Annotated in this window: 20 protein-coding genes; 9 read left to right on the forward strand and 11 right to left on the reverse strand. The window is 59.4% G+C overall.

Annotated elements, in window-relative coordinates:
• Positions 1–294 precede the first annotated feature (294 nt).
• Complete coding sequence (locus AC30D7_RS15720; RefSeq protein WP_490134685.1) at positions 295–1086, forward strand: crotonase/enoyl-CoA hydratase family protein; 792 nt, start codon at positions 295–297, stop codon at positions 1084–1086.
• Positions 1087–1228: 142 nt separating this feature from the next.
• Here AC30D7_RS15720 and AC30D7_RS15725 read toward each other — a convergent pair whose 3' ends face one another.
• Positions 1229–1984 (reverse strand): spermidine synthase, encoded by a 756-nt coding sequence (locus AC30D7_RS15725; protein WP_007940010.1) that lies wholly within the window; start codon positions 1982–1984, stop codon positions 1229–1231.
• Between the two features lie 148 nt (positions 1985–2132).
• Between AC30D7_RS15725 and AC30D7_RS15730 the strand changes: the two genes are divergently transcribed.
• A complete protein-coding gene (locus AC30D7_RS15730; protein ID WP_007899909.1) occupies positions 2133–3479 on the forward strand; it encodes a class II 3-deoxy-7-phosphoheptulonate synthase in 1347 nt (448 codons plus the stop codon).
• A 114-nt stretch (positions 3480–3593) separates the two neighbouring features.
• On the opposite strand, the gene AC30D7_RS15735 is transcribed toward AC30D7_RS15730, so the two are convergent.
• The gene (locus AC30D7_RS15735; protein WP_490134686.1) at positions 3594–4823 is read right to left on the reverse strand and encodes a winged helix-turn-helix domain-containing protein; all 1230 of its coding nucleotides are present in this window, start codon (positions 4821–4823) and stop codon (positions 3594–3596) included.
• Between the two features lie 64 nt (positions 4824–4887).
• A complete protein-coding gene (locus AC30D7_RS15740; protein ID WP_490134687.1) occupies positions 4888–5103 on the reverse strand; it encodes a DUF1127 domain-containing protein in 216 nt (71 codons plus the stop codon).
• Positions 5104–5199: 96 nt separating this feature from the next.
• Between AC30D7_RS15740 and AC30D7_RS15745 the strand changes: the two genes are divergently transcribed.
• Positions 5200–6054 (forward strand): LysR family transcriptional regulator, encoded by an 855-nt coding sequence (locus AC30D7_RS15745; protein WP_490134688.1) that lies wholly within the window; start codon positions 5200–5202, stop codon positions 6052–6054.
• On the opposite strand, the gene AC30D7_RS15750 is transcribed toward AC30D7_RS15745, so the two are convergent.
• On the reverse strand, positions 6044–6778 hold the full coding sequence (locus AC30D7_RS15750; RefSeq protein WP_490134721.1) for a sulfite exporter TauE/SafE family protein: 735 nt from the start codon (positions 6776–6778) through the stop codon (positions 6044–6046). The two genes, AC30D7_RS15745 and AC30D7_RS15750, sit on opposite strands and share 11 nt — an antisense overlap.
• A 125-nt stretch (positions 6779–6903) precedes the next feature.
• Between AC30D7_RS15750 and AC30D7_RS15755 the strand changes: the two genes are divergently transcribed.
• From AC30D7_RS15755 to AC30D7_RS15765, 3 genes are all read left to right on the forward strand, one after another.
• Positions 6904–7860, forward strand: coding sequence for a LysR family transcriptional regulator (locus AC30D7_RS15755; protein WP_490134689.1), 957 nt, complete (start codon positions 6904–6906; stop codon positions 7858–7860).
• Between the two features lie 69 nt (positions 7861–7929).
• Positions 7930–8391 carry a MarR family winged helix-turn-helix transcriptional regulator gene (locus tag AC30D7_RS15760; protein ID WP_026286713.1) on the forward strand — a complete coding sequence of 154 codons (462 nt, stop codon included), beginning with the start codon at positions 7930–7932 and terminating at the stop codon, positions 8389–8391.
• Between the two features lie 266 nt (positions 8392–8657).
• On the forward strand, positions 8658–9077 hold the full coding sequence (locus AC30D7_RS15765; protein ID WP_477813616.1) for an organic hydroperoxide resistance protein: 420 nt from the start codon (positions 8658–8660) through the stop codon (positions 9075–9077).
• A gap of 72 nt (positions 9078–9149) precedes the next feature.
• Here AC30D7_RS15765 and AC30D7_RS15770 read toward each other — a convergent pair whose 3' ends face one another.
• Together AC30D7_RS15770 and earP are read right to left on the reverse strand one after the other, a co-directional pair.
• Entirely contained in the window at positions 9150–9719 is a 570-nt protein-coding gene (locus AC30D7_RS15770; RefSeq protein WP_490134690.1) for an elongation factor P, read from the reverse strand.
• Positions 9720–9767: 48 nt separating this feature from the next.
• The gene (gene earP / locus AC30D7_RS15775) at positions 9768–10910 is read right to left on the reverse strand and encodes an elongation factor P maturation arginine rhamnosyltransferase EarP (RefSeq protein WP_490134691.1); all 1143 of its coding nucleotides are present in this window, start codon (positions 10908–10910) and stop codon (positions 9768–9770) included.
• Positions 10911–11034: 124 nt separating this feature from the next.
• On the opposite strand from earP, the gene AC30D7_RS15780 reads away from it, so the two are divergent.
• Positions 11035–11433, forward strand: coding sequence for a hypothetical protein (locus AC30D7_RS15780; protein ID WP_490134692.1), 399 nt, complete (start codon positions 11035–11037; stop codon positions 11431–11433).
• A 14-nt stretch (positions 11434–11447) separates the two neighbouring features.
• On the forward strand, positions 11448–11930 hold the full coding sequence (locus tag AC30D7_RS15785) for a GreA/GreB family elongation factor (protein ID WP_490134693.1): 483 nt from the start codon (positions 11448–11450) through the stop codon (positions 11928–11930).
• A 13-nt stretch (positions 11931–11943) separates the two neighbouring features.
• Here the strand turns inward: AC30D7_RS15785 and cysB are convergent, their stop codons facing one another.
• The 5 genes from cysB to AC30D7_RS15810 all read right to left on the reverse strand — a co-directional run bounded on the left by cysB (position 11944) and on the right by AC30D7_RS15810 (position 15900).
• Positions 11944–12918, reverse strand: a complete 975-nt coding sequence (gene cysB / locus AC30D7_RS15790; protein ID WP_105343266.1) for an HTH-type transcriptional regulator CysB — start codon at positions 12916–12918, stop codon at positions 11944–11946.
• Positions 12919–13031: 113 nt separating this feature from the next.
• Positions 13032–13535 carry a universal stress protein gene (locus tag AC30D7_RS15795; protein ID WP_007939995.1) on the reverse strand — a complete coding sequence of 168 codons (504 nt, stop codon included), beginning with the start codon at positions 13533–13535 and terminating at the stop codon, positions 13032–13034.
• A 96-nt stretch (positions 13536–13631) separates the two neighbouring features.
• On the reverse strand, positions 13632–14537 hold the full coding sequence (locus AC30D7_RS15800; RefSeq protein WP_018929795.1) for a 5'-nucleotidase: 906 nt from the start codon (positions 14535–14537) through the stop codon (positions 13632–13634).
• A gap of 23 nt (positions 14538–14560) precedes the next feature.
• The gene (locus AC30D7_RS15805; protein ID WP_490134694.1) at positions 14561–15517 is read right to left on the reverse strand and encodes a putative 2-dehydropantoate 2-reductase; all 957 of its coding nucleotides are present in this window, start codon (positions 15515–15517) and stop codon (positions 14561–14563) included.
• Entirely contained in the window at positions 15514–15900 is a 387-nt protein-coding gene (locus AC30D7_RS15810) for a thioredoxin family protein (RefSeq protein WP_192379582.1), read from the reverse strand. The genes AC30D7_RS15805 and AC30D7_RS15810 overlap by 4 nt, the downstream gene beginning before the upstream one ends.
• Between AC30D7_RS15810 and AC30D7_RS15815 the strand changes: the two genes are divergently transcribed.
• Complete coding sequence (locus AC30D7_RS15815) at positions 15899–16342, forward strand: PilZ domain-containing protein (protein WP_490134695.1); 444 nt, start codon at positions 15899–15901, stop codon at positions 16340–16342. The genes AC30D7_RS15810 and AC30D7_RS15815 overlap by 2 nt on opposite strands.
• Positions 16343–16416 lie beyond the last annotated feature (74 nt).

Consider the following 16416-nt stretch of genomic DNA (forward strand, 5'->3'; position numbering starts at 1 on the left):
GTCAAGGAAGAGTCCGCGGGGCGGACGTGCAGCCGAAGCTGGCTTCGGGGAATTGCGCTACCTAAACGCGGCCCGGTTAAAGGCCGGCGCGCACTATACCGGAATTCGGCAAAAAAGGGAGCTTTTTTTATCGGAAAAAACCGGCATACGCCGTTGTGTCACGGGCTTTGCGGATAATCGTACAACCGTCTATTTTGCAAAGGCCCGGCCCTGCTGACGATGGCGCTAAAACGGTTCACCCTTGCGACGCAGACCTTTGGTCTGACACACCCTTCCCGCCCGAGGAAATGCTCCATGAATCAGCCCAGCCCCAGTCGTGTAACCCGTAAACGGCACGGTCATGTCCTGATGATCGGCCTGGATCGGGTGGCCAAGCGCAATGCTTTCGACCTCGACCTGCTCAATGCACTCAGCCTGGCTTATGGCGAGTTCGAGGCCGACAGTGAGGCTCGAGTCGCGGTGGTGTTCGGTCATGGCGAGCATTTCACTGCCGGGCTCGATCTGGTCAGCGCCGGCGCGGCCCTGGCCGAAGGCTGGCAGGCACCACCCGGTGGCTGCGATCCCTGGGGCGTGTTCGGCGGCCCCCGGATCAGCAAACCGGTGATTGTCGCGGCGCAGGGCTATTGCCTGACCGCGGGCATCGAGTTGATGCTGGCCGCCGATATCAACCTGTGCGCCAGCAATACCCGTTTTGCCCAAAAGGAAGTACAGCGTGGGCTCTTCCCGTTCGGCGGCGCAACCTTGCGCCTGCATCAGGTCGCCGGTTGGGGCAATGCCATGCGCTGGCTGCTTACCGGGGATGAATTCGACGCACATGACGCCTTGCATCTGGGCCTGGTGCAGGAAGTCATGGCCAGCGAGGATCTGCTGCCACGGGCGGTCGAGCTGGCTGAAAGGATTGCGAGGCAGGCGCCGCTGGGAGTTCAAGCGACGCTGATGTCTGCGCGACAGGCGCGCTATGAGGGTGAAACTGCTGCGGCCCGGGCATTGCCGGCGCTGGTGAAGAAACTGCTCAACAGCGAGGATGCCAAGGAGGGTGTGCGGTCGATGATCGAGAAGCGGCCGGGCGTCTTCAAAGGCTGCTGACAGATCGGCTTTTGTGGCGAGGGATCTTGCTCCCGCTGGGCTGCGAAGCGGCCCCAACAATCCTTGTACATCAATACAGATTTTGTGAGTGCTGCGCACTCAAGCGGGAGCAAGCTCCCTCGCCACAGATGACCTCATCGTATTAAGTCGCCGGCCGAATATCCTTGATCAACGATTGCAACGAATACCCCAATCGCGGCGCCAGGCCTTCCGCGCGGGCGATCAGCCCTTCCATGTCCAGCTCCTGATCCAGCTCCGATGGCACGATCAGAATCACGTTGCCCTCCTTCACCGGCAACTCCCAGTAATGCCGGTGATAGAGCCCGCGCAACAACGCCGCGCCCAACGGTTTGCCGTCGTCGGTGGCCCACTGATTGATCACCAGCCAGCCACCCGGATTCAAGCGTTTCTGACAGTTTTCCAGAAAGCTCCAGGCCAGGTGCCCGACACCCGGCCCGACATCGGTATACAGGTCGACGAAAATCAGATCGGCCGGTTCCGCCGTATCGAGCAATTCCAGCGCATCGCCGACGCGAATGTACAGCCGCGGATCGTCATCCAGCCCCAGGTATTCGATGGCCAGGCGCGGTACGTCGGGACGCAGCTCGATGGCTTCGACATCTTCCAGTGGCAGGAACTTCAGGCAGGCCTGGGTCAGCGTGCCGGCACCGAGGCCGAGGAACAGCGCGCTTTCCGGCTGCTCGTGGCACAACGCGCCAATCAGCATCGCGCGGGTGTAATCGTACTCGAGCCAGCTCGGGTCGGCGGTGAACACACAGCTCTGTTCGATGGCGTCACCGAACTCCAGAAAACGGTAATCGGCCACTTCCAGCACGCGAATCACGCCGAACTCATCCTGTACCTCGGCGAGCAGATGCTCGACGCGCTCCTCAGTCATTTCGTCTCCTGGTCGTTACCGGCTCCGGCAACGCGATGAACCGCAACATAAAGCGGCAAAGGCGCAATTGTCCGCGAAGCGACGGGAACAGGTCACGCACTAATTGCTGATAACATAACCGTCCGAACGTAAAACACTAGAGACTGCGATGAGCCAACCCTGGAGCCCTGACAGCTGGCGCGCCTTGCCGATCCAGCAACAACCTCAATACCCCGACGCGGCCCATTTGCTGCACGTCGAGCAAACCCTGGCGAGCTATCCGCCACTGGTTTTTGCCGGTGAAGCGCGGGAGTTGCGCCGTCAGTTTGCCGAAGTCACCCAGGGCCGGGCGTTTCTGTTGCAGGGCGGCGACTGCGCCGAAAGCTTCGCCGAATTCTCCGCCGCGAAAATACGCGACACCTTTAAAGTGTTGCTGCAAATGGCGATCGTCATGACCTTCGCCGCCGGCTGCCCGGTGGTCAAAGTCGGACGCATGGCCGGTCAGTTCGCCAAACCCCGTTCGGCCAACGATGAAACCATCAACGGCGTGACGCTGCCGGCCTACCGTGGCGACATCGTCAACGGCATTGGTTTCGACGAAAAAAGCCGCGTGCCGGACCCGGATCGCCTGCTGCAGTCCTACCACCAGTCCACCGCGACCCTGAACCTGCTGCGCGCCTTTGCCCAGGGCGGTTTTGCCGACCTGCATCAGGTGCACAAATGGAACCTGGACTTCATCGCCAACTCGGCACTGGCCGAGAAATACAGCCACCTGGCCGATCGCATCGATGAAACCCTGGCCTTCATGCGCGCCTGCGGCATGGACAGTTCGCCGCAACTGCGCGAAACCAGTTTTTTCACCGCCCACGAAGCGCTGCTGCTGAACTACGAAGAAGCTTTCGTGCGTCGCGACAGCCTGACTAACGACTACTACGACTGTTCGGCCCACATGCTGTGGATCGGCGACCGTACCCGCCAACTGGACGGTGCTCACGTCGAATTCCTGCGCGGGGTGCATAACCCGATCGGGGTCAAGGTCGGCCCGAGCATGAACCCTGAAGACCTGATTCGCCTGATCGATGTGCTCAACCCGGACAACGACCCAGGTCGCCTGAACCTGATTGCGCGGATGGGCGCGAACAAGGTTGGCGATCACCTGCCGCAGCTGATCCGCGCGGTGCAGCGCGAAGGCAAGCAAGTGCTTTGGAGCTCCGACCCGATGCACGGCAACACCATCAAGGCCAGCAGCGGCTACAAGACCCGCGACTTCGCGCAGATCCTTGGCGAGGTGAAGCAGTTTTTCCAGGTTCACGAAGCGGAAGGCAGTTATGCCGGCGGCATCCACATCGAAATGACCGGGCAGAACGTCACCGAATGCATCGGCGGCGCGCGGCCGATTACCGAAGATGGGTTGTCGGATCGTTATCACACCCATTGCGACCCGCGGATGAATGCCGATCAGTCGCTGGAACTGGCGTTTTTGATTGCCGAGACCCTGAAGCAAGTCCGCCGTTAAATCGCGTTAAGCCCTTCGCGGGCAAGCCTCGCTCCTACAGGTTTTGGGTCGTTCACATTTCCGGTGGACGACATAAAACCTGTAGGAGCGAGGCTTGCCCGCGAAGGCGTCAATTCAAACAACACTGAATTGAGCCAACGCCACCCGCAACCGCGCCGCACTCGCCCGCGGGCAATTCAGCTGAACCCGCTCAAGCCCCAACCAGTCTGCCATCCGCCGCAGATTGACCGCCAAAGCCCGCATCCCTTCATCATCCAGCCCCGGCTGTTCCTCATGCACGGCATGCACCGCCAACCGGCCCGACGCTCGTTCGGCTCGCAAGTCGACCCGCGCAGCGATCCGCTCATTGTGCAAAAACGGCAACACGTAATAGCCATAGACTCGCTTGTGCTGCGGCGTATAAATCTCCAGCCGATAACGGAAATCGAACAATCGCTCGGTACGGCTGCGCTCCCAAATCAGCGAATCGAACGGTGAAAGCAGCGCACTGGCCTCGACCTTGCGCGGCACCTTCGGCTCAGCCAGGCAATAGGCCGGTTGTCGCCAGCCTTCAACTTCACAGACCAACAGATCACCGCCCTCGACCAGTTCAGCCAGACGCGGCCGGCTGTCTGCCGGGTTCAAGCGAAAATAATCCCGCAGGTCCTTTTCCGTGCCGACGCCCAACGCCGTGGCGGCATACAGCAACAACCCGCACTGGGCCTCCGCTTCACTGGGCAAGGACTGCTGAAGTATCGCCGATGGAATCACCCGCTCCGGCAAATCATAAAGCCGTTCGAACCCACGCCGGCTGGCGACGGTCACTTCACCGGCGGCGAACAACCATTCCAGCGCATGTTTTTCGGCGCTCCAGTCCCACCACGGCCCTGCCCGCTCCTGACGGGTCGACAGGCTACCCGCCCCCAATGCACCGAGTTCCTGGACCGACGCCAACACGCGGCGAATCGTGTCCTGTTGCTCACGACCGAAACGCGCCAGTTGCTGGTAGATATCTTCGCCGCGGGCTGCGCGCTGCATGCGCCAGCGCATCAAGGGGTACATCGACAAGGGCAACAACGATGCTTCGTGACCCCAATACTCGAACAACGTGCGTCGACGCCCCTGACTCCAGGCTGCCTGATCGAGCAAGTCGGTTGAATAATTGCCAAGACGGGAAAACAAGGGAAGGTAGTGCGAACGCACCAACGCATTGACCGAATCGATCTGCAGAATGCCGAGTCGTTCGATCAGCCGGTTGAGCTGAACCGGTTTGATCGCCGCTGGCGGCTGGCGCCCGTTGAACCCTTGGGCAGCCAGCGCCAGACGCCGAGCCTGTTTGAGGGAAAAGGACAGTGTGGCGGGCATGAGCATCTCCTTGTCTGCTCGCAACCTACCTCACCCGAAAGCGGTTTGTGTAGCGATGGCCTCATCATTTATGCATCGGATCATCCCAGAACGGTCTTACCGACTCATGCTCTACATCTGCGCGGCTCACGCCAATATCCTTCAGCGCTTCGTCGCTCAAGCTCGCCAGTAATTCACGTTCACGGTGAAGTTCGTACCAGCGACTAAACTTGTGCAGCAGATCGGATACCGCGTGGATTGAGAATTTTTCTTGCGTTACATGCTCGTTGTGACCTTTCATCGTGTAGCCCTCCTTTAGGGATGGATCCAGTTTCGCTCCAGCGCTAAGATCAATCCAACGAATGTTTCTGATGGCATACATCTCGGAGATTGATGAATGTCCGCCTACCCCAGTATCGACACCGATGTACTACGCACCTTCGTCGCGATCGCTGATCAGGGCGGCTTTACCCGCGCCGGGGAAATGGTCAACCGCACCCAGTCGGCGGTGAGCATGCAGATGAAACGCCTGGAAGAGGACGTGTTGCAGCGCCAGCTGTTCGAACGCGACGGGCGCCAGGTCAAGCTGACCGCCGAAGGCCAGGTATTGCTGGGCTATGCGCGGCGCATCCTCAAACTCCACAGCGAAGTCTTCAATACCCTGCGCGAGCCGCACATGGTCGGCACGGTGCGCATCGGCACGCCTGACGACTACGTGATGCGCTTTCTGCCGGGCATCCTGTCGCGCTTCGCGCAGTTCTACCCGTTGATCCAGATCGAGGTTCATTGCGAATCGACCCGGCAACTGTTGCAGCGCCAGGATCTGGACCTGTCCATCGTCACCCGCGAGCCAGGTAACGAGATCGGCCAGTTGTTGCGCAAGGAGCGTTTTGTCTGGGCCGAAGCCCAATGCTTCAACGCCCATGAGCAGACGCCGCTGCCGCTGGCGATGTTCAACAGTGATTGTTTCTGCCGCGTCTGGGCGTGTAATGCGCTGGACGCCATGGGCCGCGATTACCGCATTGCCTACAACAGCTCCAGCCTGTCAGCATTGATGGCGGTGGTCAGCGCGGGGCTTGCGATCACCGCGCAACTGGAAAGCCTGATCACGCCGGACATGCGCATCCTCGGCACCGACCAGGACCTGCCCCTGTTGCCGGAAGCCAGCATCATGCTGATCCGCAACCTGAACAACCCTTCGCCGATCACCGAATGCCTGGCCGAACACATCATCGAAGGCTTCAAGCTTTAAAAGCGAGCATCACCGCACAGAACACCAGAAAACCACAGAACAGCCCGCGCAATAGCCTCTCCGGCAGCGCGTGGGCGATTCTCACGCCCCAACTGATACTCATCAGTCCACCGACCGCCAACGGTATACCGATCGGCCAGTGCACCTGATGATGCACCGCGTAAGTCGCCAACGTAACGCCCGTGCTCGGCAATGCCAGCGCCAGCGACAAGCCTTGGGCAACCACTTGGCTGGTGCCGAACAGACTGGTCAATACCGGCGTTGCCACCACCGCCCCACCCACGCCAAACAGCCCGCCCATAGTCCCGGAAGCCGCGCCGAGCACGCCCAGCCATGGCCATGAATAATGCATCTGCGAAGCCGCCGGTGCGGTGGCGGTGAACATTCGCATCAGGTTGTAGGCCGACAGCGCGACCAGAAACGCGACGAAGCCCACGCGCATGGTTTGCGCATCGATGCCCACCGCCCAGATCGAACCGATCCAGGCAAAGCAGAACCCCATCGACGCCAGTGGCAGCGCATGGCGCAATTCAATGCGATTTCGCTGGTGATAGCGCCACAGCGCCAGCATCACGTTCGGCACTACCATCACCAGCGCCGTACCTTGGGCGACCTGCTGATCGAGACCGCACCATACGCCCAACAGCGGAATCGCTATCAACCCGCCACCAATGCCGAAGAGTCCGCCAAGGGTGCCCAAGGCAGCGCCAAAAACCAGGTACATCACGAACTCGATCACAGGCGATTTTCCTCTTGTCAGGCCGTTTATCCTACGCAGTCGGCTCTGGCGGGGAAATGCACAGCAACGCACAATGGCTGTGCCAAATTCGCACAAGCGTTGACGAAACCATGAATCCCAATCAATTGACCGAACAACTCGGGTTGTTTCTGGATGTGCTGGAAACCGGCAGTTTTTCCGCTGCATCCCGCCGTCATCCCCTGACGCCATCGGCGGTGGCGCGACGCATCGATAGTCTGGAAGGTGCCGTCGGCAGTCAGCTGTTCATTCGCAGCACCCATGCGGTGCGAGCCACACCGGCGGGTCTGGCATTCTCCGAGCGTGCACGACGGATCGTTGCGGAACTGCGGCTGGCCCGAGCGGAAGCGGTATCCCTGAGCAATGCGCCGGTAGGCTTGATTCGGGTCGATGCGCCGGCAGCGTTCGGACGACGCCATCTGGCACCGGTGATTGCCGACTTCCTGACCCTTTACCCCGGCCTCGACGTGCAATTACACCTGATCGACAGCTTTGTCGACATGCAGGGTTCGAACCTGGGCAAGGTCGACCTGGTACTGCGTGCCGGGCAAATGGCCGATACCCGGTTGGTGGCCACGCCGCTGGCGAGCATGGTGCGCATCGCCTGCGCCAGCCCCGATTACCTGCAACGCCGTGGCGTGCCGACCGAGCCGGCGCAATTGGTCGACCACGACGGTCTGGATTGGGACGGCCTGGCTCCGCCGTTCGCCTGGCGCTTCGAGCGGGATGGGCAGATGCACTTGCACCGGCCTGCGCGAATCCGCATGAGCGCCAACAACGCAGAGGCGCTGGTCTGCGGCGCACTGGCCGGGTTGGGCGTCGCGCATCTGCCGACCTGGCTGGCCAGTGAATATTTATTGCGCGGTGAACTGCTGCCGCTGTTCTGCGAAAAAGGCCTGCCAAAACCGGAAAGCACCGGTATTTATGCGTTACGTCTGGAGCAACAACCCAGTTCGCGTAGCCGCTTGCTGCTGGAATACCTGAAGACCCGTTTCAGCCCCATCCCACCGTGGGATCTGGCGCTGCAGACCAACCTGGACCGCCACTGATCCATAATTATCTGGCGCATTAAAGATTCGCCCGCTAGATTCATGACGATCACTGATCAAGGCTTTGAAATGAACACCGAGCGCGACACCCCGGACAACTGCGATAACCTGCTGCTGGATAATCAGGTCTGCTTCGCCCTGCATTCCACTTCGTTGCTGATGACCAAGGTCTACAAGCCGCTGCTGCAAGCGCTGGGCCTGACGTATCCGCAGTACCTGGCGATGATGGTGTTGTGGGAAAAGGACGGATTGACGGTCGGCGAAATCAGCAGCCGACTGCTGACCGATCCCGGCTCCCTCACCCCGCTGCTCAAACGCCTGGAAGCCGAAGGCCTGCTGAGCCGCACCCGCAGCCGCGAAGACGAACGGGTAGTGATTGTCGAACTCACCGAGCAAGGCCATGCGCTGCGAGACAAAGCACGCGATATTCCGCAGTGCATCCTCGGCGCCAGCGGGCAGACGCTGGAACAGTTGAAGAAGCTGCAAGCGGATCTCCAGGAGCTGCGCAGCCACCTGCAAGACAGCCTTTAGACCGCGTTATCATTCTTCGCGGGCAAGTCGGATCGCCCGCGAAGGCGTCCTCCCCGTCGCAAAAAAATTCACTTCGCATAAATCCCGCACGAAAGCCTCTATCTCAAGCATCTCCCGCCTGATCGAATCTCCAGGTGATGGGCTGAGTCAATTTTCTTCAGAAATTTATCTTGCGCACTAAATATTAGCGAGCTACATTCACTTTGCACTTACTTAGCGCGCAAACATTTAGCGCAAATAATCAAATCGCGAACGAGGCTCACCCCATGCAAACTCTCTACACCGCAATCGCAACCTCCACCGGCGGCCGTGACGGTCGTGCGATCTCCAGCGACAACGTCCTCGACGTCAAACTCGCCACCCCGAAAGAACTCGGTGGCGCTGGCGGCGCGGCAACCAACCCTGAACAACTGTTCGCTGCCGGCTATTCCGCCTGCTTCATTGGCGCGCTGAAATTCGTCGCCAGCCAGACTAAACGCAAAATCCCGGATGACGCCTCGATCACCGCCCATGTCGGCATCGGCCAGATCCCTGGCGGTTTCGGTCTGGACATCGACCTGCACATCAGCCTGCCAGGCCTTGAACAAGCCGACGCACAAAGCCTGGTCGACGCCGCCCACCAGGTTTGCCCGTACTCCAACGCCACCCGTGGCAACGTCGATGTACGCCTGCACGTTGCCGTCTGACTCCAAGGTCTGAGCAGCGCCCACAAAAAAGCCCGACTCAATGGTCGGGCTTTTTCATTCCTCAAGCGGTGCTTATTTAGCACGGCCTTTGTAGGAACCGCCTTCGCGGGTATCGATCTCGATCATGTCGCCGATTTCGATGAAGTCAGCAACCGACAGTTCGGTACCGTTCTTCAGTTTGGCAGGCTTCATCACCTTGCCGGAAGTGTCACCGCGAGCGGAACCTTCGGTGTAGTCAACCTGACGCACGATAGTGGTCGGCAATTCTACGGAAACCAGACGATCTTCGAAGAACACGGCTTCGCAAACATCGGTCATGCCTTCTTCAACGAAAGGCAGAACGGCTTCGATGTCTTCAGCGTTCAGCTCGTACATGGTGTAGTCAGTGGTGTCCATGAACGTGTAGGAGTCGCCGCTGATGAAGGACAGGGTCGCTTCTTTACGGTCGAGGATTACGTCGTCCAGTTTGTCGTCGGCGCTGTAAACGGTTTCGGTCTTGTAACCGGTCAACAGGTTTTTCAGCTTGGTCTTCATGATCGCGCTGTTACGACCCGACTTGGTGAATTCAGCTTTCTGAACCAGCCAAGGATCGTTGTCGATACGGATCACCATACCGGGTTTCAGTTCTTTACCAGTTTTCATTGCGAATATCCGAATTTGGATGGGATTTACAAAAATCTAGGCCGCGTATCATATCCAATTTAGGTAAAACTGTACCAGCGCTGCGGCAAGATCTGCCTGCAAGGCTTGTTCCAGACACCACGCCTCGGCATGTTTTTCCAGTTCCGGCCAGTGTTTGCGGGTTGATTTCCAGTGATCCATCATTGTCTCACCTGCGTTCCACGCCCGCCATAGACCGCCGATCGCCTCGCCAGCAGGCTTGGACAGGCCTTGGGTGTACAGGGCCAGGAAGGCATCGAGCTTGTCCAGATGAATATCTTCGTCCTGCCGATAGATGTGCCAGAGCAGTGGCCGGCCTGCCCATTGCGCGCGAACAAAGGAATCTTCGCCGCGCACGGCGTTGAAATCGCAGCTCCACAGCAGCAGGTCATATTGATCCTGTCGGACGAACGGCAGCACTTGCACGGTCAGGGCATCGCGCACATGCACCGCGCCGGCGGTCAGCCCGTCCACTTCGAGCCAGCGTTCGACATCGCCGAGAATCCGGCTTTCGGGCACCAGCAGATGAGTGGGCGTTGCATCGGCAGCCATGGCGTCTAACCAACTGGCCAGCCCGGTATTTTCGTAGGCGAACAGCGAGATCAGCTGTGCATTCGGGTCACGTTCAACCCCCAGGCCTTGCAGGAATTCTCGTTGAGCCTCAGGACTTTGCTGAAACTGCCGACGCCGCTCGAGCAATCCGCTCTCACGCAGCAAGCCACCGGTGCCCTTGCGAAACCCCGGGAAGAAAAAGAACTTCTGCACATTCTTGTACTTCACCGACGGCAAGCCGTGACAACCGACGACCCAGTCTTCGGCGCTCAGATAATCGAGGTTCATCCACAGCGGCGGCTTTTCCCGGTCGGCCATGGCCTCCATATAAGCACTCGGCAACTGGCAGGCGAACGCGGCGATAACGACATCCGCGGCTTCGGTGGGTTGCCAGTGCGCTGACCATTGCCGCACCTCGACACCCTGCTGCCACTGCTGCGTAGCGTGGATGTCGATTTCTGGACACAACCGCTCGAAGGCCCGCAGGTCATCGACCCACAAGCGCACCGTCACTGAATGTTCGGCCACCAGTTGGCGGGCCAGACGCCAGGTCACACCGATGTCGCCGAAATTGTCGACCACGGTGCAAAAAATATCCCAGCGGGTTTTTACTTCAGGCATACCAGGTTCCCGTTGGCAAAAACGCCGATTGTCCGCATAAATTACCCCGCGCAGAAGAGCCGACGACGATTAATCTTCGTGCGACAATCGCCACTTGCCCGCGACCACCCGCCAGGAGGCAGTCATGCCCTACCGTCCCCACCCGCGCCGCTCCATGCCGATCCGGCTCAATGTGCTGCAACTGACCGGCAGCATCGCCCTCGGTTTGTGGCTGGGATTTATCGCGATTGCTCTGACCTGTTGGCTCGCCTGGCGCCTGTTGTCCAACGAGCAATTGGCGCCCTTGGCCCAAGCGGTGGAGCAACTGACCAGACCGCCGGTGATGGAACAACCCGCTGCGCAGAACCCGATGTTCGAACAGTACGAGGACCACCTGCGCAGGAACGAGCAGCAGCAAATGGTGGAACAGGCCAGAAGCAGCAAACACAATCAGGCCAATCCAAAATGCCAGTTCTGGCTGCAACAGGACCAGACCGCGCCGAGCGAAAAGAGCCGCGCCAACGTCCTGCAATTCTGCGATTGATCATGAAGCTCTCTATGCACAAGCCGACCGTCCACCAACTGATTATCGACAAGCTGCGGATCGACCTCGACATCGCCGAGCGTGCCGCGCAAACCGCTTACGAAACCGCGACCCACGAAGAAAACATAGCCGAAAACAAGTACGACACCCTGGGGCTGGAGGCGTCTTATCTGGCAGCCGGGCAGGCCAGGCGGGTGGAGGAAATCAGACTGTCATTGAGCCTCTGCCAGAACCTGACACTGCGGCCTTATGACGAGCGGCGCGGTATCGAAGTCGGCGCCCTGCTCGGCCTGGAAGACGAAAAAGGTCGCGAACAATGGCTGTTCCTGGCTCCCGACGCGGCCGGGCTGAAGATTGACCTGGTGGGGCAACTGATTACTGTCATCACCCCTCGCTCGCCACTGGGCAAAAGCCTGCTGGGCAAGTTCGAAGGGGATGAAGTGGAGATTCTGGTGGCCGGCGCTCGGCAACAGTTCGCTGTCACCGAGGTGCTCTAGAGTCTGTTGATGCTTAATGGACCGGCAGTTCGACGCCGTCGAACAGTTCTTCCAGTTCCTGCTTGTTGTGGCACTGAATGGCCTTGGCCATCACTTCGCGAGTCAGGTGCGGAGCGAACTTTTCGATGAAGTCGCACATGAAACCACGCAGGAAAGTGCCGCGACGGAAACCGATTTTGGTAATGCTGGATTCGAACAACTCGCTGGCATCGAGCACCACCAGATCGCTATCGAGCTTGGCGTCGACTGCCATTTTCGCCACGATGCCCACGCCCAGCCCCAGTCGAACGTAAGTCTTGATCACGTCGGCGTCGGCGGCGGTGAACACCACTTTCGGTGTCAGGCCACGATGGCTGAAGGCTTCGTCGAGTTTCGAACGACCGGTGAAACCGAACACATAAGTCACGATCGGGTATTCGGCCAGGGCTTCGAGGGTCAGCTTCGACAGCTTGGTCAGCGGGTGGCCCTGAGGGACGACCACGCAGCGGTTCCAGCGATAGCACGGCATCATCACCAGGTCGCCGAACAGCTCCAGGGCTTCGGTGGCGATGGCGAAATCGACGGTGCCGTCAGCAGCCATTTCGGCAATCTGCATTGGCGACCCTTGGTGCATGTGCAGGGCAACGTCCGGGTATTGCTTGATGAAATTACTGATCACCGGCGGCAATGCATAACGCGCCTGGGTGTGGGTGGTGGCGATCGACAGGGTGCCCTTTTTCTCGTTGGAAAACTCCTGGGCGATCTGTTTGATGCTTTCAACTTTGCGCAAAATCTCGCCGGCAGTGGTGATGATGCGCTCACCGGCCGGGGTCACGCGGGTCAGATGCTTGCCGCTGCGAGCGAAAACCTCGACCCCCAATTCGTCTTCCAGCAGACGGATCTGCTTGCTGATGCCCGGCTGTGAGGTGTAGAGGCTTTGGGCTGTAGCAGAAACGTTGAGGTCGTGGTGCGCCACTTCCCAGATGTAGCGCAATTGTTGAAGCTTCATATGAATCCCTCAAAGCAGGTAGACGCCACGGGCATCAGCGACGGTATATAACTATATTAATGGTTAGACCAATAAATCTAGAACTTTTTTGTCAAAATGCCATTATTCGTGTTCTAGCGATCCTCTTTGCGGCGACGCTCTACCAGCGGCACCAAATAGACCGGCACCCTGGCCAGTTGCAACACGCGCGCAGCGGTTCGACCCAACGGCGTTTCCGCGCCAGCACCATGGCTGTGACTCCCTACGATCAGTAAATCGACAGAGAGTTTCTGCGCCTGGTCGAGAATCACCTGCGACGGATCGCCCTGCAGCACCCGCACTGCCTGAATCCGCTGCAAATCCTGCTCTCCTTCATCCCCCAGCTCTTCGCGAAAGTTGTCGAGCACCCGTTGCTGAATATTGGCGATCACATTGTTCAGACCTTGACTGTGAAATTCGTTCAAGGCCTTCTCGTCGAGATAGCTTTGCAACACGGATTCGGCAAACAGCCCCATGGGCTCTACCGCGTGCACCACATACAAGTCGGCATTGAATGTTCGAGCCAGTTCCAAGGCATGCTGCATCACCAATGGTGCGTACAGACCCAAGTCAGTGGCATACAGCATCGAACGAATCATATGACCTCCTCAAATGCCAACATGGCGGAGATTGATTCAGCTTAGCAGTGCCGTGGCGAGTGCGGCGCCCGGCGCAACGTATTGAACCGCCGGGCTTTAAACCGACGGCTCGTTACTGATGCCATGGGGCACGTGCCCGGTGGCGACCACTTCGCGGGCCAGTTCGCAATGGCCTGCCTGATCGTCGAAAAATACGTCGGCGGCAAAGGCTTCGAGAAAAGCCGATTTGGTCAGGCCGCCAAGAAACAGCGATTCGTCCAGACGAATGTCCCATTCGCGCAAGGTACGGATCACCCGTTCATGGGCCGGCGCCGATCGCGCGGTCACCAGCGCGGTACGGATCGGACAGGCATCATCGGGAAACTCGCGCTGCAACAGATTGAGCGCCGCGAGGAAACCTTTGAACGGCCCGCCACGCAAAGGCTCGCGGGCCGCCTCACGCTCGCTGGCCTGAAACGCCGCCAGGCCTCCCGACTGATAGACCCGCTCCGACTCGTCGGAAAACAGCACCGCGTCACCGTCGAAGGCAATGCGCAATTCATCGCTGGCGGCGCGACTGGCACCGCCCGATAGAATAGTCGCTGCGGCGAATCCGGCCTCCAGCGCATTGCGCACATCTTCGGCATGGGTCGAGAGAAACAGGTCGCAACCAAAAGCCTTGAGGTACGGATAAGGACTGCGCCCGCCGACGAACGCCGCACGCGAGATCGACAGGCCATAGTGATGAATCGAGTTGAAAACCCGCAGGCCGGTGTCGGCGCTGTTACGCGACACAAGGATCACCTCGACCCGGGCACGGCCGAGACGGGTATTCAGGTTCAGGAGTTTTTCCACCAACGGGAATGCATCGCCGGGCTCGAGAATTTCGTCTTCGTGTTCGATCTGGTACTGCCGATAAGCCTCGACGCCGCTCGACAGATAGACCTTGTGGCTCTCGCTCAAGTCGAACAGCGCTCGCGAAGAAATCGCCAGCACCAGTTTGTCGTCTATGACATTTGCCATGCCCTTCCCCCTTCTTGACCGACTCAGTGGTTACGTCGGTCGATAAAACTCAAGCTGCGATACAAGGCCTCGATTCGCGGCAACTCACATCCCGCCGCCTTCGCCGCTGCCAGTGGCCGAGTGTAGATGGCGTCCAGTTCCAGCGGCCGCTTGTGCAGAAAATCGTGATGCATGCTCGGCCAGTAGTCGGGCATTTTCTCGGTCATCATGAACAGATAATCGGCGTAACCCGGCGGCATGTCATGACCGCAAGCCTTGGCCCCCTGAACCACTTCGGCCATCAAGGCCTGAATCAGCGCGCGGCTGTCGGCATCCGCCATCAACGGTGTGGTGCTGGCCCCGAGCAGCACCGACAGACCGTTGTAGGGAATATTCCAGACCAGTTTCTGCCAGCGCGCCTGCTGCAGATTCGGCATGGCCTGGGCGTCGATACCGGCCGTGCGGAACAATCCGGCGCCCTCCTCGACGATGTTCATGCGTACCTGTGCATCGGCGGCGGGGCCACTGTGGTAGCCGACATTCACCGCCCCCAGCGCTTGATGGGTGATGACCCCGGGGCCGGCGCGATGGACGCAGATCAGACAAAGCCCGCCCAGCAGATGCAGCGAATCGGGGAGCAACTCGCGCAGATGGTCTTCGACGTCCAGGCCATTTTGCAGCAACAGCACTTTGGCATCAGGTGCCGCGGCTTGAATAATGGCCGGTGCCAGGTCCGCGTTGCTGGTGGTCTTGGCGCCCACCAGCAGCCAGTCACAGGGCGGCATGTCGGCAGCCGACGAATAGGCCTGGACCGGGTTCAGGGTCAGCGGGCCCAACGACGCATGGTCAAGATGCAAGCAGCGTTCGGCCACCGCTGAAAACTCGCTGCGCAACAGAAAATGCACATCGAAGCCGGCACGCGCCAGCATCAGCCCGTAGAAACCACCGATCGCGCCGGTCCCGATAATGCCGATTGTCGGCTTGGCCACTGTGCCTGTCATGGCAGCTCCTCTGCTGGTCGATTCAACGCCTGCTCCACAGCCTCGTTGAGCGCTGTGCGGGTCAGGCGCGACTGTAGCGCCCCGAAATACTCACCGTCGCGCACCACAAACAGTGCCGGCAAATGAAAGACCCGATAACGCTCAACCACCCCGCCATTGCTTCCGGCATCGATCCAGCACAGCCGATCGACCGCCAGTTCGAGCCTGGGCAACTGCTCGCGGGCAAAACGGCAACTGGCACAGCCGACGCTGGTAAAAATCACCAGTGAAATGCCGCTCATTGCCAGCAACCGTTGGTCGGCGTCGAAATCGGTCAGTTCCAATTCGACCACTATACTGGGAGAAACAGTGTCAAGTGGCCGACACAGGGAGTCCGTGTTCATGAGACGTTATCTTCCTCATCCTGACGATGTGCCCGTCGAATTAACGTTGCTCAAACATGAGTGTATTTCGCGGCAAGAGCTGCACACTATCAGCCTCGGCGGCATGGCTTGCAATTACCACCGCGCGTGGCGCCACGGTACGGCGCTGGAAATACGCATGCCGACCCTGAACCCGGACTTGCGTTTCCTGGGTTATGTGGCGTGGTGCTTGCGACGCAAACGCGGCTATCTGGTGGGGATCGCCTTCGTCGACGAACAGACGCTGTTTTGCGCGCGGATGGGTGAGCAGATCTGCCAGATCGAACGTTACTGCCGTCAGCATGAACCCCAAAGCCAACAGCAGAACAATGAGACCCTGGCCCTCGAGTGGGTCCAGCAGCACGCCGACGAGTTCTCCCACGATACGGTCAGCAAGGCATTTGTGCAGCCAATGGCCGGTTAGGGTGCATTCCCCATCAGTTTCCCCGCCACGGTGGGGGAAACTGATGGGGAATGCCCATTAAACCGGTGTCTGCC

It is taken from the genome of Pseudomonas sp. DF5 (assembly GCF_058148225.1).

What these genes read in the sequence shown, in the direction of transcription:
- AC30D7_RS15720 (WP_490134685.1), top strand. Translation starts at nt 295, where the DNA reads ATGAATCAGCCCAGCCCCAGTCGTGTAACCCGTAAACGGCACGGTCAT.
- AC30D7_RS15725 (WP_007940010.1), bottom strand. Translation starts at nt 1,984, where the DNA reads ATGACTGAGGAGCGCGTCGAGCATCTGCTCGCCGAGGTACAGGATGAG.
- AC30D7_RS15730 (WP_007899909.1), top strand. Translation starts at nt 2,133, where the DNA reads ATGAGCCAACCCTGGAGCCCTGACAGCTGGCGCGCCTTGCCGATCCAG.
- AC30D7_RS15735 (WP_490134686.1), bottom strand. Translation starts at nt 4,823, where the DNA reads ATGCCCGCCACACTGTCCTTTTCCCTCAAACAGGCTCGGCGTCTGGCG.
- AC30D7_RS15740 (WP_490134687.1), bottom strand. Translation starts at nt 5,103, where the DNA reads ATGAAAGGTCACAACGAGCATGTAACGCAAGAAAAATTCTCAATCCAC.
- AC30D7_RS15745 (WP_490134688.1), top strand. Translation starts at nt 5,200, where the DNA reads ATGTCCGCCTACCCCAGTATCGACACCGATGTACTACGCACCTTCGTC.
- AC30D7_RS15750 (WP_490134721.1), bottom strand. Translation starts at nt 6,778, where the DNA reads ATGTACCTGGTTTTTGGCGCTGCCTTGGGCACCCTTGGCGGACTCTTC.
- AC30D7_RS15755 (WP_490134689.1), top strand. Translation starts at nt 6,904, where the DNA reads ATGAATCCCAATCAATTGACCGAACAACTCGGGTTGTTTCTGGATGTG.
- AC30D7_RS15760 (WP_026286713.1), top strand. Translation starts at nt 7,930, where the DNA reads ATGAACACCGAGCGCGACACCCCGGACAACTGCGATAACCTGCTGCTG.
- AC30D7_RS15765 (WP_477813616.1), top strand. Translation starts at nt 8,658, where the DNA reads ATGCAAACTCTCTACACCGCAATCGCAACCTCCACCGGCGGCCGTGAC.
- AC30D7_RS15770 (WP_490134690.1), bottom strand. Translation starts at nt 9,719, where the DNA reads ATGAAAACTGGTAAAGAACTGAAACCCGGTATGGTGATCCGTATCGAC.
- earP (WP_490134691.1), bottom strand. Translation starts at nt 10,910, where the DNA reads ATGCCTGAAGTAAAAACCCGCTGGGATATTTTTTGCACCGTGGTCGAC.
- AC30D7_RS15780 (WP_490134692.1), top strand. Translation starts at nt 11,035, where the DNA reads ATGCCCTACCGTCCCCACCCGCGCCGCTCCATGCCGATCCGGCTCAAT.
- AC30D7_RS15785 (WP_490134693.1), top strand. Translation starts at nt 11,448, where the DNA reads ATGCACAAGCCGACCGTCCACCAACTGATTATCGACAAGCTGCGGATC.
- cysB (WP_105343266.1), bottom strand. Translation starts at nt 12,918, where the DNA reads ATGAAGCTTCAACAATTGCGCTACATCTGGGAAGTGGCGCACCACGAC.
- AC30D7_RS15795 (WP_007939995.1), bottom strand. Translation starts at nt 13,535, where the DNA reads ATGATTCGTTCGATGCTGTATGCCACTGACTTGGGTCTGTACGCACCA.
- AC30D7_RS15800 (WP_018929795.1), bottom strand. Translation starts at nt 14,537, where the DNA reads ATGGCAAATGTCATAGACGACAAACTGGTGCTGGCGATTTCTTCGCGA.
- AC30D7_RS15805 (WP_490134694.1), bottom strand. Translation starts at nt 15,517, where the DNA reads ATGACAGGCACAGTGGCCAAGCCGACAATCGGCATTATCGGGACCGGC.
- AC30D7_RS15815 (WP_490134695.1), top strand. Translation starts at nt 15,899, where the DNA reads ATGAGACGTTATCTTCCTCATCCTGACGATGTGCCCGTCGAATTAACG.
- AC30D7_RS15810 (WP_192379582.1), bottom strand. Translation starts at nt 15,900, where the DNA reads ATGAACACGGACTCCCTGTGTCGGCCACTTGACACTGTTTCTCCCAGT.